The 22,113-nt window shown below is 63.7% G+C and carries 24 protein-coding genes; 10 read left to right on the top strand and 14 right to left on the bottom strand.

From position 1 onward, the window contains the following. Positions 1–7 precede the first annotated feature (7 nt). Positions 8–706 carry a TetR/AcrR family transcriptional regulator gene (locus tag MAXJ12_RS06360; RefSeq protein WP_040585112.1) on the bottom strand — a complete coding sequence of 233 codons (699 nt, stop codon included), beginning with the start codon at positions 704–706 and terminating at the stop codon, positions 8–10. A 197-nt stretch (positions 707–903) separates the two neighbouring features. On the opposite strand from MAXJ12_RS06360, the gene MAXJ12_RS06355 reads away from it, so the two are divergent. Beyond that, complete coding sequence (locus tag MAXJ12_RS06355; RefSeq protein ID WP_008834969.1) at positions 904–1,389, top strand: RidA family protein; 486 nt, start codon at positions 904–906, stop codon at positions 1,387–1,389. A gap of 76 nt (positions 1,390–1,465) precedes the next feature. Here MAXJ12_RS06355 and MAXJ12_RS06350 read toward each other — a convergent pair whose 3' ends face one another. Then, positions 1,466–2,872: an aminotransferase gene (locus MAXJ12_RS06350; RefSeq protein ID WP_040585128.1), complete on the bottom strand. Its 1,407-nt coding sequence runs from the start codon at positions 2,870–2,872 to the stop codon at positions 1,466–1,468. 301 nt (positions 2,873–3,173) lie between these two features. Between MAXJ12_RS06350 and MAXJ12_RS06345 the strand changes: the two genes are divergently transcribed. Genes MAXJ12_RS06345 through MAXJ12_RS06335 form a run of 3 tightly spaced genes read left to right on the top strand, consistent with a single transcriptional unit; the run spans position 3,174 to position 5,990 of the window. Further along, on the top strand, positions 3,174–4,091 hold the full coding sequence (locus tag MAXJ12_RS06345; RefSeq protein ID WP_008834967.1) for an ABC transporter permease: 918 nt from the start codon (positions 3,174–3,176) through the stop codon (positions 4,089–4,091). Then, positions 4,088–4,909: an ABC transporter permease gene (locus MAXJ12_RS06340; RefSeq protein ID WP_008834966.1), complete on the top strand. Its 822-nt coding sequence runs from the start codon at positions 4,088–4,090 to the stop codon at positions 4,907–4,909. Before MAXJ12_RS06345 ends, MAXJ12_RS06340 begins: the two co-directional genes overlap by 4 nt. A 7-nt stretch (positions 4,910–4,916) precedes the next feature. After that, a complete protein-coding gene (locus tag MAXJ12_RS06335) occupies positions 4,917–5,990 on the top strand; it encodes an ABC transporter ATP-binding protein (protein WP_008834965.1) in 1,074 nt (357 codons plus the stop codon). A gap of 258 nt (positions 5,991–6,248) precedes the next feature. Here the strand turns inward: MAXJ12_RS06335 and MAXJ12_RS06330 are convergent, their stop codons facing one another. The 3 genes from MAXJ12_RS06330 to MAXJ12_RS06320 all read right to left on the bottom strand — a co-directional run bounded on the left by MAXJ12_RS06330 (position 6,249) and on the right by MAXJ12_RS06320 (position 9,011). Continuing rightward, entirely contained in the window at positions 6,249–7,328 is a 1,080-nt protein-coding gene (locus MAXJ12_RS06330; RefSeq protein ID WP_008834964.1) for a type 2 periplasmic-binding domain-containing protein, read from the bottom strand. Between the two features lie 24 nt (positions 7,329–7,352). Beyond that, on the bottom strand, positions 7,353–8,024 hold the full coding sequence (gene betI / locus MAXJ12_RS06325) for a transcriptional regulator BetI (RefSeq protein WP_008834963.1): 672 nt from the start codon (positions 8,022–8,024) through the stop codon (positions 7,353–7,355). Between the two features lie 186 nt (positions 8,025–8,210). Then, positions 8,211–9,011, bottom strand: a complete 801-nt coding sequence (locus tag MAXJ12_RS06320; RefSeq protein ID WP_040585126.1) for a class I SAM-dependent methyltransferase — start codon at positions 9,009–9,011, stop codon at positions 8,211–8,213. 315 nt (positions 9,012–9,326) lie between these two features. Here MAXJ12_RS06320 and MAXJ12_RS06315 point away from each other — a divergent pair, with 315 nt between their 5' ends. From MAXJ12_RS06315 to MAXJ12_RS06300, 4 genes are all read left to right on the top strand, one after another. Then, positions 9,327–10,946 carry a phytoene desaturase family protein gene (locus MAXJ12_RS06315; RefSeq protein ID WP_008834961.1) on the top strand — a complete coding sequence of 540 codons (1,620 nt, stop codon included), beginning with the start codon at positions 9,327–9,329 and terminating at the stop codon, positions 10,944–10,946. A gap of 240 nt (positions 10,947–11,186) precedes the next feature. Then, complete coding sequence (locus MAXJ12_RS06310) at positions 11,187–12,899, top strand: phytoene desaturase family protein (RefSeq protein WP_008834960.1); 1,713 nt, start codon at positions 11,187–11,189, stop codon at positions 12,897–12,899. A 3-nt stretch (positions 12,900–12,902) separates the two neighbouring features. Then, positions 12,903–14,138 carry an aminomethyl transferase family protein gene (locus MAXJ12_RS06305; RefSeq protein ID WP_008834959.1) on the top strand — a complete coding sequence of 412 codons (1,236 nt, stop codon included), beginning with the start codon at positions 12,903–12,905 and terminating at the stop codon, positions 14,136–14,138. A gap of 1 nt (position 14,139) precedes the next feature. Further along, on the top strand, positions 14,140–14,388 hold the full coding sequence (locus MAXJ12_RS06300) for a hypothetical protein (protein ID WP_008834958.1): 249 nt from the start codon (positions 14,140–14,142) through the stop codon (positions 14,386–14,388). Between the two features lie 214 nt (positions 14,389–14,602). On the opposite strand, the gene MAXJ12_RS06295 is transcribed toward MAXJ12_RS06300, so the two are convergent. The 5 genes from MAXJ12_RS06295 to MAXJ12_RS06275 all read right to left on the bottom strand — a co-directional run bounded on the left by MAXJ12_RS06295 (position 14,603) and on the right by MAXJ12_RS06275 (position 18,351). Next, complete coding sequence (locus MAXJ12_RS06295) at positions 14,603–14,902, bottom strand: GNAT family N-acetyltransferase (protein ID WP_008834957.1); 300 nt, start codon at positions 14,900–14,902, stop codon at positions 14,603–14,605. Positions 14,903–14,997: 95 nt separating this feature from the next. Then, positions 14,998–15,297 carry a GNAT family N-acetyltransferase gene (locus tag MAXJ12_RS06290; RefSeq protein ID WP_008834956.1) on the bottom strand — a complete coding sequence of 100 codons (300 nt, stop codon included), beginning with the start codon at positions 15,295–15,297 and terminating at the stop codon, positions 14,998–15,000. Then, positions 15,294–15,914, bottom strand: a complete 621-nt coding sequence (locus MAXJ12_RS06285; RefSeq protein ID WP_008834955.1) for an alpha/beta hydrolase — start codon at positions 15,912–15,914, stop codon at positions 15,294–15,296. The genes MAXJ12_RS06290 and MAXJ12_RS06285 overlap by 4 nt, the downstream gene beginning before the upstream one ends. A gap of 6 nt (positions 15,915–15,920) precedes the next feature. Further along, complete coding sequence (locus MAXJ12_RS06280) at positions 15,921–16,853, bottom strand: VOC family protein (protein WP_008834954.1); 933 nt, start codon at positions 16,851–16,853, stop codon at positions 15,921–15,923. Positions 16,854–17,178: 325 nt separating this feature from the next. After that, positions 17,179–18,351, bottom strand: a complete 1,173-nt coding sequence (locus MAXJ12_RS06275) for a PRC-barrel domain-containing protein (RefSeq protein ID WP_008834953.1) — start codon at positions 18,349–18,351, stop codon at positions 17,179–17,181. Positions 18,352–18,625: 274 nt separating this feature from the next. Between MAXJ12_RS06275 and MAXJ12_RS06270 the strand changes: the two genes are divergently transcribed. Next, positions 18,626–19,558, top strand: coding sequence for a diacylglycerol/lipid kinase family protein (locus MAXJ12_RS06270; RefSeq protein WP_008834952.1), 933 nt, complete (start codon positions 18,626–18,628; stop codon positions 19,556–19,558). Here the strand turns inward: MAXJ12_RS06270 and MAXJ12_RS06265 are convergent. From MAXJ12_RS06265 to MAXJ12_RS06255, 3 genes are all read right to left on the bottom strand, one after another. After that, positions 19,555–19,755: a hypothetical protein gene (locus MAXJ12_RS06265; protein WP_008834951.1), complete on the bottom strand. Its 201-nt coding sequence runs from the start codon at positions 19,753–19,755 to the stop codon at positions 19,555–19,557. The genes MAXJ12_RS06270 and MAXJ12_RS06265 overlap by 4 nt on opposite strands. A gap of 94 nt (positions 19,756–19,849) precedes the next feature. Next, on the bottom strand, positions 19,850–20,302 hold the full coding sequence (locus MAXJ12_RS06260) for a hypothetical protein (RefSeq protein ID WP_008834950.1): 453 nt from the start codon (positions 20,300–20,302) through the stop codon (positions 19,850–19,852). A gap of 20 nt (positions 20,303–20,322) precedes the next feature. Beyond that, positions 20,323–20,658, bottom strand: a complete 336-nt coding sequence (locus MAXJ12_RS06255; RefSeq protein ID WP_008834949.1) for an ElaB/YgaM/YqjD family protein — start codon at positions 20,656–20,658, stop codon at positions 20,323–20,325. A gap of 115 nt (positions 20,659–20,773) precedes the next feature. On the opposite strand from MAXJ12_RS06255, the gene MAXJ12_RS06250 reads away from it, so the two are divergent. Next, the gene (locus MAXJ12_RS06250) at positions 20,774–21,868 is read left to right on the top strand and encodes an AI-2E family transporter (protein ID WP_008834948.1); all 1,095 of its coding nucleotides are present in this window, start codon (positions 20,774–20,776) and stop codon (positions 21,866–21,868) included. 15 nt (positions 21,869–21,883) lie between these two features. Here the strand turns inward: MAXJ12_RS06250 and MAXJ12_RS06245 are convergent. Beyond that, positions 21,884–22,113, bottom strand: a 230-nt coding sequence (locus tag MAXJ12_RS06245) for a helix-turn-helix domain-containing protein (RefSeq protein ID WP_008834947.1), incomplete at its 5' end; no start/stop codon positions are given.

Below are 22,113 nucleotides of genomic sequence, written 5' to 3'. Positions count from 1 at the left end.
GAAGAGTTCATTGTCTTGGAGCGAGGCCATCGAGCAGGAAGCCGAGGCCTTTGCGGAAGGCGCCATCCCAGTCGTTATCCAACAGCAGACGGGAGCGTTCTATTCTCGGGTAGCGTTCACTCAGACGTGCAAGGCGCTGCTGCGTGGCGGCCCCGCCGTCATCCGAGAGGTCGAAGTTCGCCCGGGTGATGGTGGCGCCCATCACATAGTTCCAGAGCGACCATATCGCGACGTTCAGATCTGCGTCCGCTACACCGGCTCTGGACAAGGTCTTGCTCAGCAGTTCGAGGCGACTGAGGATGTTCGGGCCGAGCGCGCGGCGCGGCAACAGCGACGCCGACCAGGGATGGCGCAGCATGCTGGCGCGCCAGTCTTCGAGCATATGAACGACTTCCCCGCGCCAGTCTTGAGACGCGACTATTTGCGGCGGTCCGCGATATTCGAGCACCGAGTCGAGCGCCAGATCGAAGACATCCTCCTTATTGTCGACGTGCCAATACAGGCTCATGACGCCCGAGCCGAGGCGATCGGCCAACCGACGCATCGTCAATCCGTCAAGCCCCTGAGCGTCCAGCAGTTCCACTGCGGTCGCCACGATACGTTCGCGAGAGAGAGGCGATTCACTGCGCGGCTCCTGCACGGACTGGAGCGACACACTGATCCCTTGAGACCGTTTGCTCCGGGTGCCGCTGCGTTTGGCTGCCATCCGTCTTCCTCGCTGTTCAGAACGTCGATTTTGACCGGCAACGCGACGGATGTCGATCCTGAACGATTGACTCGTACATCGTACCATGCGAATGACTCGTGCAGCGTACGAGTCATTCGCACGGCGATATCGGTCAATGTTCAATCATCCCGGCTGCGAGGGTTCGTTGCTCACAGTTCGCAGAGCCAGAGAAAATCATGTCACGCACCAAGCAACTGCTTATCGGAGGGTTGATCATCATGACCATGGGAGTTCCCAATGCGACGACAGCGAATGAGAATGATCTCAAGCTGACCATCGTCAATCCACAAAATCTCTACGACCCGTCGCCGAATGGCTACAGCACGGCGGTTATCGTGCCCGCCAATGCCCGGGTGGCCTACATCTCCGGACAGGGCGGCCAGGACGGCACGGGAGCCTTGTCGCCGGACTTCGCTGTCCAGGTGAAGCAAGCCTACGCAAATTTGCGGACCGCCCTCGATGCGCTCCGCGCCAGGCCGGATCAGGTCGCCAAGCTCACGGTTTTCGTGGTCGATCACGATATGTCGAACCTTGAGGTGTTGACCAGGAACGTCAAGGAAATGTTCGGCGAGGCGCTGCCGGCGCAGACTCTGATTCCCGTTCCCAAGCTTGCAATTGACCCAATGCTCTTCGAGGTGGAGGCCGTGGTCGTGCTTGACTAGCGGGGCAACGGCGACGACGGCTCACTCCCGTTTGAAGACATTCGGATTTGGCCGCGCGACGACCGCCTTCGGCCCCTCATCCCCGCCACACGCCCTCCCGACGCAGATCCTCCATGGTCCGCGAGATGCCTTCGCGCAGGATCGTCACCATGTCGTCGATCTCATCCTTCGTGATGATCAGTGGCGGGCTCATCACGCACATATTGATCAGTGGGCGCACCAGCAGGCCGAGTTCGTGGCAGTGCGCGTCGATGCGGCTGCCGACCTGGCGGTCGAGCTGCAGCGGGTCGTTGCTCTCGCGGTCGGCGACGCATTCGACGCAGGCCATCAGGCCCATGCCGCGCACTTCGCCGACCAGCGGCAGCTCTTCCAGCGTCTTCAGCCGTGCCTGGAAGTAGGGCGCGATTTTTCGCGCATGGTCGAGTATGCCGCCTTCGAGCAGATCGAGGTTTTTCAGCGCGACGGCGCAGCCGACCGGGTGGCTGGAATAAGTCAGCCCGTGCGCAAACATAGCGTCGGGATGGTTCGAGCGCCGGAGATCCTCCAGCAGCCGCTCCGACACCATCAGGCCACCGAGCGGGAAATAACCGGAGGTGACGCCCTTGGCGAAGGTGATCATGTCCGGCTCGATGCCGAACACGTCGCCCGAGGCGAAAACATGGCCGAGCCGCCCGAAGGCGGTGACCACCTCGTCGGAGATGAACAGTAAGTCGTTGGCGCGGCAGAGTTCGCGGACGCGCTTCAGATAGTTTTCCGGCGGCACGATGACGCCGCCTGACGCCTGCACCGGCTCGGCAATGAACGCGCCGATCTTCTCCGCGCCAATGCCTCTGACCGCGTCGCGGAACTCGTCGACCAGGAAATCGCAAAACGCCTCGACGCTCATGCCGGCCGGCCGGCGGAACGGGTTCGGCGCTGTCAGCTTGACCACCAGACCGTCGGCGCCGTCCATCCAGTCGCGGTCGCGCGGCCGGCCGTTGAGCGAGGCCGACAGGTAGGTCGAGCCGTGATAGGCGCCGCCGCGGCTGAGGATCAGCTTCTTCTCGGGCTGCCCGCGCGCGTTGTTGTAGAACTGCATGAAGCGCAGCGCCGTCTCGACCGCGGTCGAGCCGCCGGTCGTGTAGAAAACGTGGCTCAGATCGCCCGGCGCATGCGCGGCCAGCCGCTGCGCCAGCATCGCCGAGGGCTCGTTCATCGTGTACCACGGCGTGTTGTAGGAAAGCTGCATGGCCTGGTCGTACATTGCCCGGGCAAGTTCCTCGCGCCGGTGGCCGACATTGATGCACCACATGCCGGCCGGGCCGTCGATCAGGCGCCGCCCTTTGCCGTCGGTGATGTAGATACCGTCGCCTTCGCCGATCAGCCCGCGCGCCTCCGCACCGATCGCTCCGGCGGTCGGCCATGGCTGGATCAGATGGCGCCTCGCCAGATCAACCGCCTCGTCCCCGCTTCCCGTATCCTCGAAATCAAGAACCGCCACCATTTCGCCTCGCATTGCTTGCCACGAACGCTCTGGAAAATATCGCCAAACGCCTGAAATTCCGCACCTGCAAACGCATATTCTGAATGTCCGTTCAATCAATATTCGCAGAAATAGCGCTTGATTTCAATCAGCCGATGCGCTCAACATCGGGAAAGTTCGGGGCGACGGGAACCGCCCTCGGCCGGCTCTGGCGGCAGCCTGTGCGAGGCAGCTTTCAGGGCGCGTCGAAGCGACAAGATGGTGGGAGCCATATGCGGCAGCGATCCGCGCCTGAAACCGAGCCCGAATCGGGTCCGCTAGAATGACAGCGGCTGCGGAAGGGCAGGCGACGCCGCGCATTCGCCGCGCGGTCCAAAAATCCCTTCTGCAATCCGAACAGGCGCAAGGCTGGGCGCTGATCAGCCCGACCTTCCTGTTCGCCCTGGTGCTGCTGGTCGCGCCCATCCTGGTTGTCATCGCGCACAGCTTCTGGACGCAGGACTACCTGACCATCGACCGCACCTTCACGCTGGAGCAGTACCGCATCGCGCTGACCGAACCGATCTACCGCGACCTGCTGTTACGCTCGCTCTACGTCTCCCTGCTGGTCAGCGTCTTCACCGTCGTGCTCGCCTACCCGATCGCCTATTTCATCTCCTTCCACGGCGGGCGCCGCAAGGGCCTGTGGCTGTTCCTCATCACCATACCGTTCTGGACCAGCTATCTGCTGCGCGTCATGTCGTGGAAGGTCATCCTCGGCTACAACGGCGTGCTGAATTCGGGGCTGATGGGGCTGGGCGTCATCGACGAGCCGTCGACCGCGTTGCTCTACAACACCACGGCGGTCGTCATCACGCTCACCCATGCCTGGGCTGCCTTCGCCATCCTGCCCATCTACGTGTCGCTGGAAAAAGTCGACCGCACGCTCATCGAAGCCGCGACCGATCTCGGCGACGGGCCGCTGCGGCGCTTCCTGCGCATCACGCTGCCGCTTTCCGTGCCAGGCATCGTCTCGGCGCTGCTCATCGTCATGATCCCGACCGTCGGCGATTTCGTCACGCCGCGACTCGTCGGAGGCAAGGACGGCGTCATGATCGCCAACGCCATCCAGGCGCAGTTCGGCAAAGCCTCGAACTGGCCGCTGGGGGCCGCACTTTCGGTCACGACGATGGCTGTCGTCACCGCCATGGCAGCGGCTTCGGTGTTCATTATCCGCGGCGCGGCGCGGCTCGCGCGATGACCGCGATGCGAAAGCTCCTGGCCAACTGGCTGCCGGCCTACGCCTTCCTCTACATCGCCTTCCTCTATCTGCCGGTGCTGCTGCTGCCGGTCTTCTCGGTCAACGCCTCGCCGATCCCGAAATTCCCGCTGACCGGCGTCACCCTCGACTGGTATGCCGGCCTGCCGCAAACGCCGGCGTTGCTCGACGCCGCCTGGAACAGCCTCGTCGTCGGCGTTGCCGCCTCGCTGCTCTCGACGCTGCTCGGCATCTGCGCCGCCCGCGCCATCACCCGCTACCGCTTTCCCGGCCGCCGCGCCGTCTCCGGCCTGATCATGGCGCCGCTGGTGCTGCCCGAGATCATCGTGGCGATCTCGCTGCTTCTGGTGCTGCTGCAGCTCGGCCTCAGCCTGTCGCTGTTCACCGTGGTGCTCGGCCATGTGCTGATCTGCATTCCCTATTCCATGACAGTGCTGACCTCCGGCTTCGAAGGCTTCGACCGCAGCCTCGAGGAGGCGTCGGCCGATCTCGGCGAGAGCGCCTTCGGCACGTTCCGCCGCGTGACGCTGCCCATGGTCGCGCCGGCGATCGTCTCCTCGCTGCTCGTCTCCTTCACCATCTCGCTCGACGAGTTCGTCATGGCCTTCTTCCTCACCGGCACCGACCCGACGCTGCCGGTCTATGTCTGGGGCCAGCTCCGCTTCGCGGCCAAGCTGCCGGGCGTGCTGGCGCTGGGCACGCTGCTCCTGGCCGCCTCGTTCCTGCTGCTCACGCTCGCCGAGATGTTGCGCCGCCGCGCCGAAAGGCGCACCAAACTCACAGGAGGCGTCCTTGCCTGAACGCACCATGATCGAGATCGCCGGCGTCACCCGCAGCTACGGCGCGTTCAAGGCGCTGGACGACGCCTCGCTAAGCATCCGCGAGGGCGAGTTCTTCTCGTTGCTCGGGCCGTCGGGCTGCGGCAAGACCACGCTGCTCCGGCTGATCGCCGGCTTCGACAGCCCGACCTCGGGCTCGATCGCCATAGATGGCCAGCCGATGAACGGCATTCCGGCCAACCGCCGCCCGACCAACATGGTGTTCCAGAGCTACGCCATCTTCCCGCATCTCAATGTCGAGCAGAATGTCGGCTACGGGCTGAAGCGGCTGCGGCTCGACGCGAGCGAAGAAAGGCGTCGCGTCGTGGAGGCGCTGGCGCAGGTGTCGCTGTCGGGGCTCGGCAAACGCGGCGCGACCGAGCTTTCCGGCGGACAGCGCCAGCGCGTCGCGCTCGCCCGCGCGCTGGTCATGCGGCCGAAGGTGCTGCTGCTCGACGAGCCGCTCTCGGCCCTCGACAAGAAGCTGCGCGAGCAGATGCAGGTCGAGCTTCGCCGCCTGCAGCAGGCGGTCGGCATCACCTTCATCCTGGTCACGCACGACCAGTACGAGGCGCTGGCGATGTCCGACCGCATCGCCGTCATGTTCGGCGGCCGCATCGCCCAGGTGGCCGCGCCGAAGGAGATCTACCAGCGACCGGTCAACCGCCAGGTCGCCGATTTCCTCGGCGGCATGAATTTCGTCCAGGCTGAGATCGTCGGCGAGGAGGCCGGCCAGATCGTGGTCGACACGAAGGCCTTCGGCCGGGTCAGGACCGACAAGCCGAAGCTTTTCCAGCGCAATGGCGGCTCGGCCACGCTCGGCATCCGCCCGGAGCGGCTGCGCGTCCTGTGGGACGAGGCGAGGGCGAAGTTCGAGGTCGCCGGCACGGTCGTCGACCGGCATTATTTCGGCGAGATCACGCATCTCATCGTCGAAATCCCGGGGCTGGAGAAGCCGCTGTCCGTCACCGAGACCAATGATTTCGGCGCCGACGACATCCCCGTCGGCACCCCGATAAGGCTCGCCTACGACCCGGACGCCCTGGTGGCGATGGGGGAGTAGCTTCCTCGCTTACTGCAAGCAATTCGGCAAATCTGCCCCGCTACTATGCCTGCAGACTGCTATGAGTAGCGTGAAGTTTCTGCCCGTAAAATTCTGAAGCGTCGGCACTGCCCCTCATCGCCCTGCCGGTCACTTCTCCCCGTGAAGTACGGGGAGAAGGAAGCTGGCCGCAGCGCTGGCGACCCCTCTCCCCGTTCTTCACGGGGAGAGGGTAAGGGTGAGGGGCGACGAGGGGGCAGCGACTGCCGGGTTGCCCCCTCAATACCCCGCTTTGATCTTCTCGAACTCGGCGATCATTTTCTGCTTGAGTTCGGTTGGAACCGGCGACTGGAACAGCGTGTTGGCGACGAATTTCTCTACGTCCGCATAGCCCTTTTCCTCCAGCACCTTCTGGTCGACGGCCGCCATGCCCTTGGAATTGCCGTGGCCGTAGCCCCATTCCGCAACCATGTAGCCCGCCACTTCCGGCGCGTTCACGGCGTTCAGGAACTCGTAAGCCTTGTCTTCGCTTCCCGGCGCATCCTTCAGCCGCACATAGCCGCAGACCCAGGTCGACTGGCCTTCCGCCGTGTCGCGCTTGGACTTGATCGGCGCGCCGCCGGCCGCCGCCTGCACGGCCGCATCGTTCCAGGCCCAGGCGAGATCGATCTCGCCGCCGCTCATCGCCTGCACGATCTCGGTCGTGTCGGCCCAGTAGAGGCGGACGTTCTTGTGGACTTCGCGCAGGAAGGCCGAGGCTTCGGCAAACTGCGCGTCGGTCATCTGCGTCCAGTCCTTCAGGCCGATGGCGAGGCTCGCCAGCGCATAGGCGTCGTCGACATTGTCGCCGATCGACACGCGATCCTTGAATTTCGGATCGGCAAAGGCTTTCAGCGACTGCACATCCTGTTCGTCGATCTTTTCGGAATTGTAGGTGAGCAGCGTGTTGCCCCAGTCCCACGGCATGAACCAGGCCGTGCCGTCGGCGGTCGTCGCCAGATCCTTCATCGCCATGATGCCGGGATTGAGATCGTTCCAGCCCTCGATCTTCGAGGTGTCGAGCGGCTGCAGCAGCCCGGCCTCGCGCCATTTGACCACGCTCTGCGAGCACGGATGCGAAAGGTCGGCTTCGAAGCCGGCGCGGATCTTCTGGAAAGCCTCCTCCTCGTCGCCAAAGAATGCGTAGGTCGGCGAATCGCCGTTCTTGGCGACATAGCCGGGGTGGAATTCCGGAAGTTCGTATCCGGACCAGTCGAAGACGATCAGATCCTTGTCCTCGGCCAGTGCGATGGCCGGTGCCGATGTCGAAAGCACCGCCGCCAGCGCGAGCCGCGCAATCTTGCCGTTGAATGCCATCATCGTTCCTTCCTCCCTGTTATTGTCTCAGGCCAGCTTTTTCGGACGCTCCGCCTCCCGAGAAAAATGCTTCGGGAACGCCGAGGCGAGATATTCCGTCGCCGCCAGATGCGCCGTTTCCCGCGTGACGTTTTCCGTGCCCATCATCAGGCGCAGCCACAGCCCCTCGAGCATGGCGCTCAAACCCAACGCCATCGAATGCGGCTCGAAATCGTAGCCGCCCTCGGCCTTCAGCGCGGCGCATAGATCGACGATGACATTCTGGTAGGCCTCGTCGCGAGCGCCGCACAGCGCCTGGTAGGTCGGGCGCGATTTGGCTTCGCCCCAGAAGGCGCACCAGGCCGCCAGCTTCCGCTTGTTGCAGATCGAACGGTCGAAATCCGCCGCCACCAGCATCCGCAACTGTCGCGCCGGATCGTCGCCTGCCTTCTCCCGAGCGGCGCGCCAGTGGGCGGCGTACTCGTCGGCCATATATTGCAGCGTGGCGACAAGCAGCTTTTCCTTGCTCTCGAAATGGAAGTTGACGATGCCGCGCGAAAGGCCGGCGCCGTCGGCGACATCGGCCATCGTCGTTTCGGAATAGCCGCGCTTGGCAAGCGAATCGATCGTTGCCTCGATCAGTTGCTGGCGGCGGGTTTCCTTGGACGCCTTGCGGCCCCGCTTTTCGGTTTCGACGTCTTTTATAACAGCCGTATTCATCGAGGCGCCCCCCTCTGTCCTGCCGGACATCTCCCCCACAAGGGGGGAGATTGGCTGGCATTTTCGGTTTCGCCATTTTTCAACGCTTCAGTAGAAGCGGGTGCATCGAAACTGCCAATCTCCCCCCTTGTGGGGGAGATGTCCGGCAGGACAGAGGGGGGCGCGAAGGAATGCATCGTTTCAGCTTTATCCATGGTTGGCCGGCTTCCATGCGCGCAGATGAGTGGGACGGTGCTCGCCACTGTCAAGCACCTTCTGCATGGCCTCCCAGGTGCGGATGTTCTTGTCGACATAGGCCGCACCGACCGCCTTCGCGACCGTGCGGTAGAGCGGTCCCTTGAGCCGCGCCAGCTCGCCGCGCGCGACCTCGCGGTACCACCAGTTTCGGTCGATGACCTCGATATCGACAAACCCCGCGCGCTCCATGGCGAGCCGGTAGCGCGCCGGAGATTTCATCCTGAACGAGAGCCCCTCGGCCTCGACATAGGCCTTCATCTCGGCGGAAGGCTCGCCGTCATGGCCGATCAGCCAGTCGCTGGCGGCAAACACGCCGCCCGGCTTCAGCACGCGGAAAATTTCGGCGAACAGCGCGTCCTTGTCCGGCACGTGCAGCAGCGCATCCTTCGAGAAGACGACGTCGAAAGCTGAATCGGCAAAGGTAAGCGGACCGGGCGCGGCCTGGACGAAACGCGCGCGCTCCGACAGACCGCGCTTTTCAGCCCGCCGCCGCGCGGCCTCGATGACCGGCTCCTCGACATCGAACCCCGTCGCGCAGGCGGCGCGGTGCTTTTCAACCAGATGCAGCGTGATGCCGCCTGAGCCGCAGCCGATGTCGAGAACACTTTTGCCCGCAAGCGACAGGCCTTCAAGCACGCGATCGACTTCTTCCGGACCGCCGGGCGACAGATAGCCCTCGCCCCACAGCGCCTCCAGGAACCGGATCGCCGCGTCGTCATATTCGGGTTGGGCGCGGGCGCTGCCGATCACTGTTGCCGCCATGCTTCTCCGGTTGTCATTCGCCTCAAGCCTACTGCACAAAGGCAGAATTGCAAGCGTTGTTTGTTGAACATTCATTCAGAATGGCTGGACAAATAGCGATCCGGCATGCCAGATTTCGCGAGTATCTCGACTGCGATGCTGGAGCTCAGGGATGTGGGATGGTGCGCAGATGACGGTTTTCACTGGCTTGCCCTGCCCAATACCCCAGCCCTTCAAGGGCAGCGCTATCGCACATGATTGGAACGCAACGCTGGCGACGCCCTCCCCCTTGAGGGGAGGGATAGAGGGTGGGGGTAAACACCTTTGAAAATCTGGGACGCGATCATCATCGGCGGCGGCCATAACGGCCTCGTCAACGCCTGCTACCTGCAGCGGGCGGGGCTCGACGTGCTGGTGGTCGAAAAGAACGATTGGGTCGGCGGCGCGGCGACCAGCCGCGAACTGACGCCGGGCTTCCTCTACTCCAACTGCTCCTATGTCTGCTCGCTGTTCCGGCCCGAGATCATGCGCGATCTCGAACTGCCGCGCTTTGGCCTGCAGGTGATCTCCTATGAAGGCGGCGCGGTGTTCACTCGCGACGGCGACTACCTCGCCAATTACCGCGACCATCACGCGCACCGCCGCGAATTCGCGCGCTTCTCGCCGAAGGACGCCGGGGCTTATGACCGCTATGCCCGCGACGTGACGCGGCAGTGCCGTTTCATCCAGCCGCTGCTGATGCGCACCGCGCCGGACCCGACCAGCCTGAAGCCACGCGATCTCGGCGAACTCCTCTATCTCGCGAAGAAATTCGCCGGGCTCGGCGCCGCCGAAATGGCGCAGACGCTGCGCTTCTGGACCATGTCCATCTCGGATTTTCTCGACGAATATTTCGAGAACGACGTGATCAAGGCCAATTTCGCGCTGTCCGGCATCATCGGCACGGCGCTCGGCCCGATGTCGCCCGGCACCGCCTATGTGCTGCTCCACCACTATATGGGCGAGGTCGACGGCTCGGTCGGCGCATGGGGCTATGCGCGCGGCGGCATGGGCGCGGTCACCCGCGCGCTGGCCGATTCCTTCCGCGCCTCGGGCGGCACGATCCGCACCGGCGCGGCGGTCGAACAGGTTCTGGTCAAGGGCGGCAAGGCCATAGGCGTGGTGCTGGATGGCGGCGAGGAAATCCGCGGCAAGCTGGTTGTTTCCAACGCCGACGTGAAGCGCACCTTCCTGAAGCTGGTCGAGGAAAAGGAGCTGCCGGAAATTTTTCTCCGCCGGGTGAAAAACTTCAAGATCCGCGGCTCCTCCGGCAAGGTCAACATCGCGCTCGATTCCATGCCGGAATTTCCGGCGCTTCCAAAAGATTCGCCGGTCTATCGCGGCGATATGCACTTCACCGATTCCATCGAGCGCATGGAGCGCGGCTATGACGACTGGAAGGCAGGACGCTGGTCGGCGGACCCGTTCCTCGACATGGTCATCCCTACGACGCTCGATCCGACCATGGCGCCGCCCGGCAAGCATTTCATGAGCTGCTTCGTGCAGTATTGTCCGCCCAAGGTGGAGGGGCGCGACTGGACCGACGCCGACCGCGACGGTTTTGCCGAAACCGTCATCTCCCAGATCGCCGACTATTCGCCCGGCTTCCGCGACCGCATCGTCCACATGGAGGTACGTACCCCGCGCGAGCTGGAGGCCGAAGTCGGCCTCACCGAAGGCAACATTTTCCAGGGCGAGCTGACCTTCGACCAGCTTCTCTTCAATCGGCCGGTGCCGGGCTACGCGCAATATCGCTCGCCGGTCGGCGGGCTCTATATGTGCGGCTCGTCCACCCATCCCGGCGGCGGCGTCATGGGCGCGCCCGGCCGCAACGCGGCCGCCGAAATCCTGCGCGACCTCTCCCTCGGCGCGAAGCATATGAGCCCGGCCCATGACGTCATATGATGCAATCGTGATCGGCGGTTCTTTCAGGCTTGCCCATCCCTTCGGCGAGGCAACGGTGCCTGAACTTACCCCCACCCCTAACCCCTCCCCTCAAGGGGGAGAGGGACTTGAGCTTCGTCGCTGCGGCCCAGATCGTGGACGTGTAGCGCGGCACGATCGCGCAGAAAAGTCCCCCTCCCCCTTGAGGGGAGGGGTTAGGGGTGGGGGGTATTTCCCGCTGCCGTGCAGAGGGGTCACCGCATGACATCCTATGACGTCATCGTCATCGGCGGCGGCCATAACGGCCTCGTCTGCGCGACCATTCTGGCCAAGTCCGGCCGCAAGGTGCTGGTGCTCGAAGCCGCAAACGAAATCGGAGGGGCGGCTCGTACCGAGGAATTCTATCCGGGCTTCCGAGCATCGACCGCGCACATCCTGAACCGGCTGCATCCCGACGTGGTCAAGACGCTGGAACTGGAAAAGCATGGGCTATTGCTTTCCCCCAAGGCTGCATCTGGAAGTACCCCCACCCCTGACCCCTCCCCTCAAGGGGGACTTGCGGCAGCGCGTACTGCGCTAAACCTCGGCGAGTTTGGGCGAGAAGCAGAAACATCGTCCCCCTCCCCCTTGAGGGGAGGGGTCAGGGGTGGGGGTAATTCACACGCGCCCACCATCGCCCTTTCCGCAACCGGCGAGCGGCTGACGCTCTACGGCGCCTATGGCGAAAGCCTGGCCGGAGCCTCCGTGGCCGAGCAGGTGGCATGGAAGGAGCTTCGCGCGCAGCTCGTCCGCTATGCCGGCATATTGAAGCCGATGCTTTCGCGCCGCCCACCCGACCTCGGCGGCATGTCGCTCGCCGAAACCTCGGCTCTCGGCCTCACTGCTTTGTCGCTGAAACGACTCGGCAGGGAGGACATGCGCGACTTCCTGCGCATGCTCCTGATGAACGTCGCGGACGTCCTCGACGAGCAATTGGAAGACGACCGGCTGAAAGGACTGCTCGCATTCGACGCGGTGCTCGGCAGTCATCTCGGACCGCGCTCGCCGACCTCGCTGCTCGGCCTCTATTATCGTCTCACGGGCGAGATCGGCGGCGCACCGGGCGCGCAGATCATACCGCTGGGCGGAATGGGCCAAATCGCGGCCGCGATCGCCTCGTCCGCGACGAAAGCCGGCGCAATCATGCGCTCCAATGCAATTGTGAACAAAATCCGCGTCGAAAACAGCCGCGTTACAGGCGTTGTGCTTGAAAACGCTGAAGAAATTCCGTGCAGAACGATCGTGTCGGCGATCAATCCATCCACAACCTTCCTCGACCTCGTCGGCCCGCGCGAACTCGACACCGGCTTTGTCCGCAAGGTGAAAAACATCAGAAATCAAGGAGATGCGGCCAAGCTGCACCTAGCGCTCGACCGCCCGCCGGAGTTTTTGGGCGTGCGCGCCGAGGATCATCGCGGCAGGCTCGTCATCGCGCCTTCAACTGACCATGTCGAACGCGCTTTCAACCCGGCGAAGTATGGCGAATTCTCCGCTGAGCCGGTGATGGAAATCACGCTGCCCAGCCTTTCCGACCTCTCGCTCGCGCCCGACGGCGCCTGCGTTCTGTCGGCGATTATCCAATATGCGCCCTACCGCCTGAAGCAGGGTTGGGATGCCGGAAAGCCGAAATTCTTCAAGATTGTCATGGACTTGCTGGAACGCTACGCGCCCGGAATCGGCGCGACCGTGCGCCATGCCGAACTGCTGACGCCGGCCGACATCGAGGCGCGGTACCGCATGCCCGGCGGCCACTGGCACCACGGCGAACTGCAGGCCGACCAGATGCTGATGTCGCGGCCGGTCTCCGGCTGGTCGGGCTACGAGACGCCAGTCGACGGGCTGTTCCTCTGCGGCGCCGGCTCGCATCCGGGCGGCGGCGTCTCCGGCGCGCCGGGCCTGAACGCCGCCCGGCGCATACTGGCGGCGAGGAGCTAAGCTATGGAAAACATTAGTGTAATTTCTCCGCTCTCCACTCGCATCGCCGCGCAATCCCACTTCCGTACCCTGCGCCTGCCCTCGCCATTCCAGCCGCGCATCGAGGCGCTTGCGAAGACGCAGGACTGGTACGACTGGGCCGGCTACAAGGCCCCGAATTCATTGTGGGATTCAGAACTGGAATATTTCGCGATCCGCAGCCAGGCCGCCCTTTTCGACATCTCGCCGATGGTGAAATACCGCATCGAGGGACCCGACGCCGAGGCATGCCTCAACCGGATCACCTTGCGGGACGTCGTCAAACTGAAGCCCGGCCGGGTCCACTACACCGCCTGGTGCGACGACGAAGGCCATGTGCTTGATGACGGTACGCTTTTCCGGCTGACGGACGAAAAATTCCGGCTGTGCTGCCAGGAACTGCATCTGCCGTGGCTGCTCGACAGCGCCTGCGGCTTCGACGTTCGGATCGAGGAGGAGACCGAAGCGGTAGCCGGCCTGGCGCTGCAGGGGCCCACCTCATTTGCATTGCTTAGAGACGCTGGCTTTGCCGGCATCGAGAAGCTGAAGCCGTTCGATCTCGCTGATTTTCCTCATGAAAATGGGATGGTCACGATTTCCCGCACCGGCTTCACCGGCGACCTCGGCTACGAGCTTTTCGTCGAAACATCGCTCGCGCTGAGCCTCTGGGATCGCCTCTGGCAGGTCGGCGAACACCGCGGCCTGCGCGCCATCGGCTACCAGGCGCTGAACCGCGCTCGCATCGAAGCCGGGCTGATCGTCGCCAATGCCGACTTCTCCACCGCCGAGCACGCGCTGCGTGCCGACCGCGTGCGCATGCCCGACGAGATCGGGCTGGGCTTCATGGTCGATGTCGAAAAGGGCCACTTCAACGGCCGCGCGGCTATCATCAAGGCCAGGCAGAATACAACGATGCGCCACGTTCTGGTCGGGCTTGAAATCGAGGGCAACATCCCGGCCGAGCACGCCATCGTCTATCACCGCAAGAAGCGCGAGGTCGGGCTGGTAAGCGCCGCGATTTGGTCGCCGACGGCCAAAAGAAACATAGCGATTGCAAGCCTTTCGCGGCCTTTCGGCGATACGATCACCGACGATCTCTGGGTTGAGATATACGCCATGCGCGAACTGAAATACGAGCGGCTGATGAAGCGCGCCAAGATTGTGCCGCGGCCGTTCATCAAGCTGGACCGGCGATCCGCCAACCCGCCCGCGGATTTCTGACATGACCGAACCCGACCAGGAAACTACCGAACAATGGGCGCTGATCAACACGCCGCTGGGCGAGCCGTGGTCGGGGCGCACGCGCTATGCGGCGGCCATGTACTTCTACAAACGCGGCGAATTGAGCGCGGAGGCGCTGGAGGTCTATCGCCTCTGTTCGAGGCTGGATTCAGAGGATCCGCTGCCGATCATCCGCGAGCGGGGAGTCGGAAGCGAGTGGCTGGTGAGGATGGAGAAACAAAAACAATAAGAGTGCGTCCTTCGAGGCTCGCTGCGCTCGCATCTCAGGATGAGGGACGTGGGTACTTGCACTAAAGTTCTGACGCACAGCAAATCAGACCGGCCGCAGGCACTTACCCTATTCGTCCTACAACTGCGGCGGGCTTCGCGGAGCGCGGTTGTAGGCAGCAACAATCCTCATCCTGAGGTGCGAGCGCAGCGAGCCTCGAAGGACGCACCCCGCCTCATTGCTTCAACACGTCCGCCCAATCCTTGTGGCGGCGGAATTCGAGCGCCACGAACCGGCAGAGCGGCGTAATCTTCGTGCCTGAAGCGCGGGCATCCTCGACTGCCCGCACAACCAGTCGCTCAGCCACGCCGCGCCCTCGAAATTTCGGCGGCACCCAGGTGTGATCGATGATGATGTGGTCCGGCCCGCTGTCGACATAGGTGAGTTCGGCCGGTTCGCCCTCGGGCATTTCGAGCACGTAGCGGCCCCGGTGGCCGCGCTTTTCCAGCCTTATGCCCAGATCCTTCGTCTGCATCGCCGCCTCGATCTCTCCCGGACTCTCCAGACAAAATGGCTTCCTGAGCCGTTGGTTCCTGGCCGCTGGGGATCGGATCCCGGCGGGTTTCGCCACTAGCCTTTTAGCACGTCCGCCCATTCGGCATGCTTGCGGAACTGCGCGTTGGCAAAAGGGCAGAGCGGGATGATCTTCTTGCCGGCGGCGCGCATGTCCTCAACGGCACGGGCGACGAGCCGCAGCCCCGCGCCCTGCCCGCGAAACGCTTCCGGAACTTCGGTATGGTCGATGATGATCAGATGCTCGCCGGCCTTGCTGAAGGTCATTTCCGCCTCGTCGCCGGCCGCCGAGCGGATGAAATATCGTCCCTTCGAGCCGGTGTCTTCCAGCCGGATTTCGGGCAGCGCGTCGGTCATGATTGCTCCTGTCTGTGCGCAAGGAAACGCTTGGCAGCTTCGATCTCGTCAGGCCGGATCTCGTGTCCGCCTTCATGCCAGTGCAGTGTGACATCGGCCCCGGCTGACCGCAAATGAGCGTCGAGCCGCGATGTGAGGTTGGGCGGGCAGATCGGGTCGCGGCGGCCGGCAGTGATCAGTATCCGCTTTCCCGTGAGGCTGCCTTTCACCTGCGGCTCGAACGGGATCAGCGGGTGCATGAGCACCGCGGAGTCGAACAGGTTCGGCTGGAGAAAGACCATCGAGGCGAGGATGTTCGCGCCGTTTGAATAGCCGAGGCCGAGCACCGCCGAGGGCTTTTGCGCCTCGATATGGGCGCGGACGAATGCCGCCATCTTGCCGGTGCGCAGCGCGAGGTCGTCCATGTCATAGACGCCCTCGCCGGTGCGCCGGAAGAACCGCGCCGCGCCATATTCCAAGACGTCGCCGCGCGGCGAGACGATCGACGCGCCGGGCAGCATTTCCCGCCCGAGCGAGACGAGTTGGTTCTCGTCGCCGCCGGTGCCGTGGAACAGGAACAGCAGCGGCGCGCCAGGCGCGCCGGCTATGGAGTTATGGATGTACGCGTCTGCGGACATGGCCGATCAGCCCTCCAGCGGCTGCAGGTGCTTTTCGAGATAATCACGCAGATGCGCATGCTGCTTCGGCAGCTTGAGCGCCTCGCCAAGATGGGCCGTGTCCTCGTCGCGGTCGAAGCCCGGCTCATTGGTGGCGACCTCGAACAAGATGCCGCCGGGCGTCCGGAAATAGATCGCCCAGAAATAGTCGCGGTCGATCACCGGCGTCACCTGATAACCGGTGTCCATAAGCGCCTTGCGAACTTCGAGCTGCTTTGCCCGATCTTCGACCGCAAAGGCGATGTGATGGACGGAGCCGGCGCCGAGATCGGCTATTGGCGCACCCGGCAAAGTTTCGATGTCGATGACATCGGCCCCGTTGCCATCCTTGATCGCCAGCCGTTTGACATTGCCGGAGGCGTCGACTTCCTCATAGCCCATGAACTTCAGGAGCTCTTCGGTCGCGCCGCCGTCCCTCAGCCTGAGCGACGCGGAGTGGAAGCCGCGTATGGCGTCGTCGGCGGGAATACCGGCCTTGGTCCACGGCTTGCGCGGGTCGTCCTTCGTCTCGACGAGCGCGAAGGAATCGCCGTCCGGGCCAGAGAAGGTCAGCCTCTCCTCGCCGAAGCGCGTTTCGCGCTTCACGTCCTTTACGCCCTCGTCGGCGAACCGCTTTTCCCAGTAGCCGAGCGTGCCCTGCGGCACCGCAAAGACGGTGGTTCCGACCTCACCCACGCCGTGCCTGCCCTTGCCGATATTCGGGAAGGGAAAGTAGGTCATGACCGAGCCCGGTGTGCCGGCCCCGTCGGCGTAATAGAGATGATAAACGTCCGGTGCGTCGAAATTGACGGTCTTCTTGACCCGGCGCAGCCCGAGCTTGCCGGTGAAGAATTCATTGTTGCGGCGCGCATCCTTGGCCATCGACGTGACGTGGTGCAGGCCCTTGATCTGGTCGAGCATGTCCGTGCCCCTTCGTTTCATAGGCGACCTCGCCGCCTCTCGACCCCTTATGTCGGTCAAACGACCCGCCAGGGTAGAGGCCGAAGTCAGAATGCACTGTCGCCAATATGTGAACGAGTGCTAGTCGCTTGTTCACAACGCGCCATCCGCACGCACGCTCAACTTGGCACGAAAATCGAACCGCCCCAATATCCTACTATCGCCTGTGACAGCTGCTTGCTTTGCTGAGCGAACATTGGTTGTGCGGCACGGCCACGAAGCGGACCCGACCAAAGAAAACCCGCGCCGTTACCGGCGCGGGTTCTTTGACGACAACCGTGAATGATTACTGGTTCATCATGCGCTGATCGTCGCGGTTCTGGGCAAAGGTGGCCTCATCATAAGCCGGTTGCGCGTCCAACTGCTCCTTGGTGAAGCCGGTGTAGAGATACCTGTTGCCGTCCGCATCGGTCATGAACGAGAGATTGTCCATGGCGACAGCGACTTCCTTCTCGCCGACACCGAGGAACCCGCCGACATCGACAATGATCGAATCGACGTTCTCACCTTCGAGCACCACGTCGCCGATCTCGCCGATCATCTCGTCATTGGCGCCGTAGACGGTCGTGCCGATCAGGTTTTCGGCGCGCATTTCATTGGCCGGCATTTCCGTCAGCGCCGACTTGTCGACCGCTGCCGTCGTGGTCTGGTCGGTGGGAGCGGCCGGGTCAGCCGGAGCTGCGGCAGTCTGATCGTCCGCCGGGGCGGCCGGAGCCGGGGCGGTAGCGGTCTGGTCGTCGGCCGGAGCAGGCTCAGCCGGAGCCGTCGCGGTCTGGTCATCTGCCGGAGCAGGCTCAGCCGGGGCGGTTGCCGTCTGGTCGTCAGCCGGGGCAGGCTCAGCCGGAGCCGTGGCCGTCTGGTCGTCAGCCGGGGCAGGCTCGGCCGGGGCCGTCGCTGTCTGGTCATCAGCCGGAGCAGGTTCAGCCGGGGCTGTTGCCGTCTGATCGTCAGTCGGAGCGGCCGGAGCAGGAGCTGTCGCGGTCTGGTCGGTCGCAGGAGGCGGTTCCGTGCCGGCGGTGGTTGCCGGAGCAGGTTCATAGGCGCGGCGGTCGAAATCGGCCTGTGCCTCGAGCTGTTCCTTGGTGGCGGCTACAACCAGCCAGCGGTCGCCGTCCCGTTCGGCCCAGTCAACCTCGGCGTAGTTCACGGCGACATTCTTCTGGCCGAGGCCGAGGAATCCGCCAACGCCGATGACGACGGATTCGACCTCGCCATTCGAGCCGATGACGATATCATTGACTTTGCCGATGTTCTCGGCGTCGTCGCCGGTGCCGTTGTAGACGGTTTCGCCGATCAGGTTGGTAGCCAGGTGGCCGTCGGCACGCGCGATGGGCGCTTCAGCCGGGGCCTGGACGGCCGGATCCGGCGCAGCAGGCGCGGGCGCAGTAGCGTCCTGCGCATAGGCGGCGGTCGACAGCAGTGTCGCGATCGCCGTGGTAGCCAGAAGATTGCGGATCATGATATGTTCTCCTTGTGCGTGAACTTTCTTCAATGCACTGCCGGGCCTCGGCTGTACCGTCGCAGGGGATGCCGGGCGCGGTTTCACATCGTCACAACGTCGTTACTCAATTCTAGTTCCGAATTTCGCCGGATCCGTCCTTCCGCCGGGGTGCGGCAGGGTTTGCGGACGGAGTTGCCCGGCGCGGGAACCTCGGCGCGTCGCCGACGTTGAGAAAGCCGGCTTTCGCTCGCAGAGCCGGGCGGCTTCAGCGACAGGCGATCGGAGTTCTGACATGCGCTTCCTTGCGGTGCTCAACCGGGACGGCGGCACCCTGCGCGCGATGGATCTCGACACCTTCTCCGCGGCAATCGAGGAGACATTGACAGCCGCCGGCCATACCGTCGAAACGCGCATTGTTGCTGGTGACGAAGTGGTAGAGGCGCTCAATCAGGCGGCGCGGGCGCGTTCAGTGGACGTGGTGCTTGCCGGCGGCGGCGACGGAACCATCTCGGCGGCTGCCGCGGCCATGAAGGACAAGAAGAAGGCTCTGGCCATCCTTCCGGCGGGAACCATGAACCTCTTCGCGCGCAGCCTGGGCGTGCCGCAGACGTTGGACGTCGCCTTGAGATCATTCGCGGACGGTGAGATCAGGCCCGTCGATGTCGCCAGCGCCAATGGCAGGGTCTTCGTCCACCAGTTTTCGATCGGCATGCACGCCAAAATGGTGCGGCTGCGCGACAGAATGGAATTCCGCTCTCGTCTCGGAAAGATCGGTGCTTCGATCAGGGCCGGCTCCACGACGATGCTGAACCCGCCGACGATGACAATCAGCCTGACGATCGGCGAAGCCGAAATCGTCACCCGCACGATCGGTATCGGTGTGACCAACAATCTGTTGGGCGAAGGCCATCTGCCCTATGCCGACCACCCGGATGGCGGCGTGCTCGGCGTCTACATCACCGTTGCCCGGCAACGCGGAGAACTGCTGAATTTCATGTTGAATGTGGCGCGCGGCAGATGGCGCGGCAACCAGCAGGTCGAAATCCATCAGGCCGAGCGGGTGGTGCTCAAGATCCGCTCGGCCAAGGCCGGTTTCAAATGCGTGATAGACGGCGAGTTGTCGGAACTGGAAAGGGAGACGGTGCTGGAGATTCACCCCAAGTCGCTGCGTGTGCTCGTGCCGAAGAATTCCCTCCAAGCCGCCGGGACCAACTCGACCGCCTAGTTCGCCGGCGCTTGTTCGTTGCCCTCAATCGTCACGCCGCCGGGCTGTTCGTTGCTCGGCGCGTCGATCGCCGCGCCCCAAATCTCCAGAATTCCCCATATGGCCATCGCCAGCGCCAGTCCGGCCACGAGAACGATTAGGACGGGAAGGCCGCGGCTTCCCTGGCGCGATTTGCCGGGCGGTATTGTCTTGGGCACGATCGCCTCCGCTGTATTGGCCTATGCCGATCAATGCCCGCGCCATGGCTTGGTTCCAGGCGTATCGCCGGCGGGCCGCCGCGGGCGGCGAAACTCAATCGGCGAGATCGGGTTTCTTCGGGGTCTTGGCGCGGTTCTCGCGGTAGATCGCATAGGCGGTGAGCGCGACGAGCGGCGCGATCACCGTTCCAAGCCCGGTTTTGCCGCGCAAAAGCGTCGGCAACACCGCCAGTGCGGAAGCGACCGCGACCGTTGTAAGGTCGCTCGCGCGCCGCTCCTTGGCCCGCCTCGCCTGGATTCGCGCCGTGGTGGTATGAATAATGAGGACGAGGCCGCTCAAGAGCAGGAAGATTAGGCCGATGCCGAGCGCCGCCTCGATCGCCCCGTAACGCAGCGAGGCCCAGATGTAGACGGCGCCGATGAAAAAGCCGATGCCGCAAAGCGCGGCCACGCCTGCCAGCAGATAGGCGATCGCCGCCCGCCTGGCGCGGCGAACGACAAGCGCAGTCTCGCCCGAAGCGAAACTTGCGATCAGCGATGCCAGCATTCGAACCCCCCGGGCCGGCGTTAGCGGCGTGACAGGAGCGCAAACAGAAAACCGACGCCGGCGGCAATCGCAAGCGAGGTGACCGGTTTTTCACGAACGGTCGCAATCACCTGCTCCTGGACATCGCTGGCGTTGGCGCGGAGGCCTTCGATGGCGGCCTCGCCCTGCGTGCGCAACTGCTCAACCCCTTCGGCGGCCGCACGGCGCGCGGCGCTGTAGGAATGATCCTTGGTGGCCGCCAACTGCTCGGCAAGCTTCGCGATGTCTTCCCGCAACTGGCGGATGTCGGCTTCAAGGTCGGGGCTTGGTCCCGTTCCGCCTGTGGATTTCGAAGATCTGCCTGCTGCTGCCGCCATTGCCACACTCCTTAGCGCTAATGCCGACAGAACGCCCCATGCGCAGCGAGGTTCCGTCAAGGAACGAAGGCCATGAAAGTGCGTTTCCCACTGTAAGTCCAGCCGGAAATCCTGAATGGCCAACCGCACCACCAAGAAGGCGCCGATCGTCCGATTGCCGCCCAAATCGAATGTCGAGATATTTCTGGCGCAGGCGGCGCAGGTTTCGGTCATCGTCATCGGTATCATCGCGCTGGTGTTCGCGCTGGCGACGGGGGAATACATTCTCGCGCCGATTTCGCTCGGCATAGTCATCGGCCTTATGCTCGGCCCGATAGCGACGAGACTCGAGCGGCACGGATTCCCGCCCGGCCTGTCGGCGACCGCTGTCGTGCTGATCTTCATATTCGCCGCTTGCCTGCTCGCACTCGCGCTGGCGGCGCCGCTGAACTTCTGGATCGGCCGCCTGCCGCAAATCTGGAGCGACCTTCAGGCGCAACTTGCGCAATTGAGGCAGCCGCTCCAGGCGCTGAACGGCATTCGCGAGCAATTGCGCAATCTGACCGGCGACGACGGCGTTTCGGTATCCGTCGACGAAGGCATGGGATTCGAGAGCCTGGCGACGCTGGCTCCCGCCGTAATCGCCCAGATCCTGATCTTCTTCGCCAGTCTCTATTTCTTCGTCGCGACGCGGCACCAGACACGGGCGGCGATCCTGAGCCTGTTTTTCAAGCGCCGCCTGCGCTGGCGCGTCGCGCACATCTTTCGCGATGTCGAAAGCTTGGTGTCGCGCTATCTCATCTCGATCAGCGCCATCAATATCGCCGAAGGAACGGCCGTCGGAATCGGACTGTTTCTAATCGGCGTTCCCTCCGCGCCGCTCTGGGGCGCGCTCGCTGCCCTGGCCAACTTCGTGCCGTTCATCGGCCCGGCGGTGATGGTGCTCATCCTGTTCGCGATCGGCCTGGCCGAATTCGATATATTGGGCGGCAGCCTGCTGCCAGTGGCAGTTTATCTCGCCATCAACACGGTCGAAGCCCAGTTCGTGACGCCGACGGTGATCGGCCGGACTATGACGCTGAACCCGCTGGTCGTGCTGCTCGCACTTGTCTTCTGGATCTGGCTGTGGGGGCCGCTCGGCGGCTTCATAGCCATCCCGGCCCTGCTGGTCGCCTATGCGGTCGTCAGGAATATCGTTCCCGGCCTGAATTGGGGTGACGACGCCGGCTAAGCGTCGTCGAGTGGGTCAAACCAGGGGGCGCAGCGTCTCGCCCAGACCTTCCCAGCGGGCGAGCGATTTCAGCCCTTCGAGGTCGAGAATCTCGCAACCGCCGTCGCGCCACAAAATGAGCTTGCGATCCATCAGCTTGCGGATCGTCTTGTTTGTGTGGACCAGCGAAAGGCCGAGCGTGTCGGCGATGTGCTGCTGGGTTATCGGCACCTCTACGATCGCGCCATTGAGCCCGACCGACTTGG

The organism is Mesorhizobium alhagi CCNWXJ12-2 (assembly GCF_000236565.1).
GTDB classification, from domain to species: domain Bacteria; phylum Pseudomonadota; class Alphaproteobacteria; order Rhizobiales; family Rhizobiaceae; genus Allomesorhizobium; species Allomesorhizobium alhagi.
Note: the sequence above shows the minus strand (reverse complement) of the source record. Positions and strands in the feature narration are given on the sequence as shown.

Coding starts and splice junctions, on each gene's coding strand:
- MAXJ12_RS06335 (WP_008834965.1), top strand. CDS start 4,917: ATGATCGAGATCGCCGGCGTCACCCGCAGCTACGGCGCGTTCAAGGCG.
- MAXJ12_RS06280 (WP_008834954.1), bottom strand. CDS start 16,853: ATGCTCGACCAGATCAAGGGCCTGCACCACGTCACGTCGATGGCCAAG.
- MAXJ12_RS06285 (WP_008834955.1), bottom strand. CDS start 15,914: ATGTCCGCAGACGCGTACATCCATAACTCCATAGCCGGCGCGCCTGGC.
- betI (WP_008834963.1), bottom strand. CDS start 8,024: ATGAATACGGCTGTTATAAAAGACGTCGAAACCGAAAAGCGGGGCCGC.
- MAXJ12_RS06305 (WP_008834959.1), top strand. CDS start 12,903: ATGGAAAACATTAGTGTAATTTCTCCGCTCTCCACTCGCATCGCCGCG.
- MAXJ12_RS06250 (WP_008834948.1), top strand. CDS start 20,774: ATGGCCAACCGCACCACCAAGAAGGCGCCGATCGTCCGATTGCCGCCC.
- MAXJ12_RS06350 (WP_040585128.1), bottom strand. CDS start 2,872: ATGGTGGCGGTTCTTGATTTCGAGGATACGGGAAGCGGGGACGAGGCG.
- MAXJ12_RS06295 (WP_008834957.1), bottom strand. CDS start 14,902: ATGCAGACGAAGGATCTGGGCATAAGGCTGGAAAAGCGCGGCCACCGG.
- MAXJ12_RS06330 (WP_008834964.1), bottom strand. CDS start 7,328: ATGATGGCATTCAACGGCAAGATTGCGCGGCTCGCGCTGGCGGCGGTG.
- MAXJ12_RS06270 (WP_008834952.1), top strand. CDS start 18,626: ATGCGCTTCCTTGCGGTGCTCAACCGGGACGGCGGCACCCTGCGCGCG.
- MAXJ12_RS06260 (WP_008834950.1), bottom strand. CDS start 20,302: ATGCTGGCATCGCTGATCGCAAGTTTCGCTTCGGGCGAGACTGCGCTT.
- MAXJ12_RS06345 (WP_008834967.1), top strand. CDS start 3,174: ATGACAGCGGCTGCGGAAGGGCAGGCGACGCCGCGCATTCGCCGCGCG.
- MAXJ12_RS06310 (WP_008834960.1), top strand. CDS start 11,187: ATGACATCCTATGACGTCATCGTCATCGGCGGCGGCCATAACGGCCTC.
- MAXJ12_RS06300 (WP_008834958.1), top strand. CDS start 14,140: ATGACCGAACCCGACCAGGAAACTACCGAACAATGGGCGCTGATCAAC.
- MAXJ12_RS06255 (WP_008834949.1), bottom strand. CDS start 20,658: ATGGCGGCAGCAGCAGGCAGATCTTCGAAATCCACAGGCGGAACGGGA.
- MAXJ12_RS06340 (WP_008834966.1), top strand. CDS start 4,088: ATGACCGCGATGCGAAAGCTCCTGGCCAACTGGCTGCCGGCCTACGCC.
- MAXJ12_RS06290 (WP_008834956.1), bottom strand. CDS start 15,297: ATGACCGACGCGCTGCCCGAAATCCGGCTGGAAGACACCGGCTCGAAG.
- MAXJ12_RS06275 (WP_008834953.1), bottom strand. CDS start 18,351: ATGATCCGCAATCTTCTGGCTACCACGGCGATCGCGACACTGCTGTCG.
- MAXJ12_RS06355 (WP_008834969.1), top strand. CDS start 904: ATGTCACGCACCAAGCAACTGCTTATCGGAGGGTTGATCATCATGACC.
- MAXJ12_RS06360 (WP_040585112.1), bottom strand. CDS start 706: ATGGCAGCCAAACGCAGCGGCACCCGGAGCAAACGGTCTCAAGGGATC.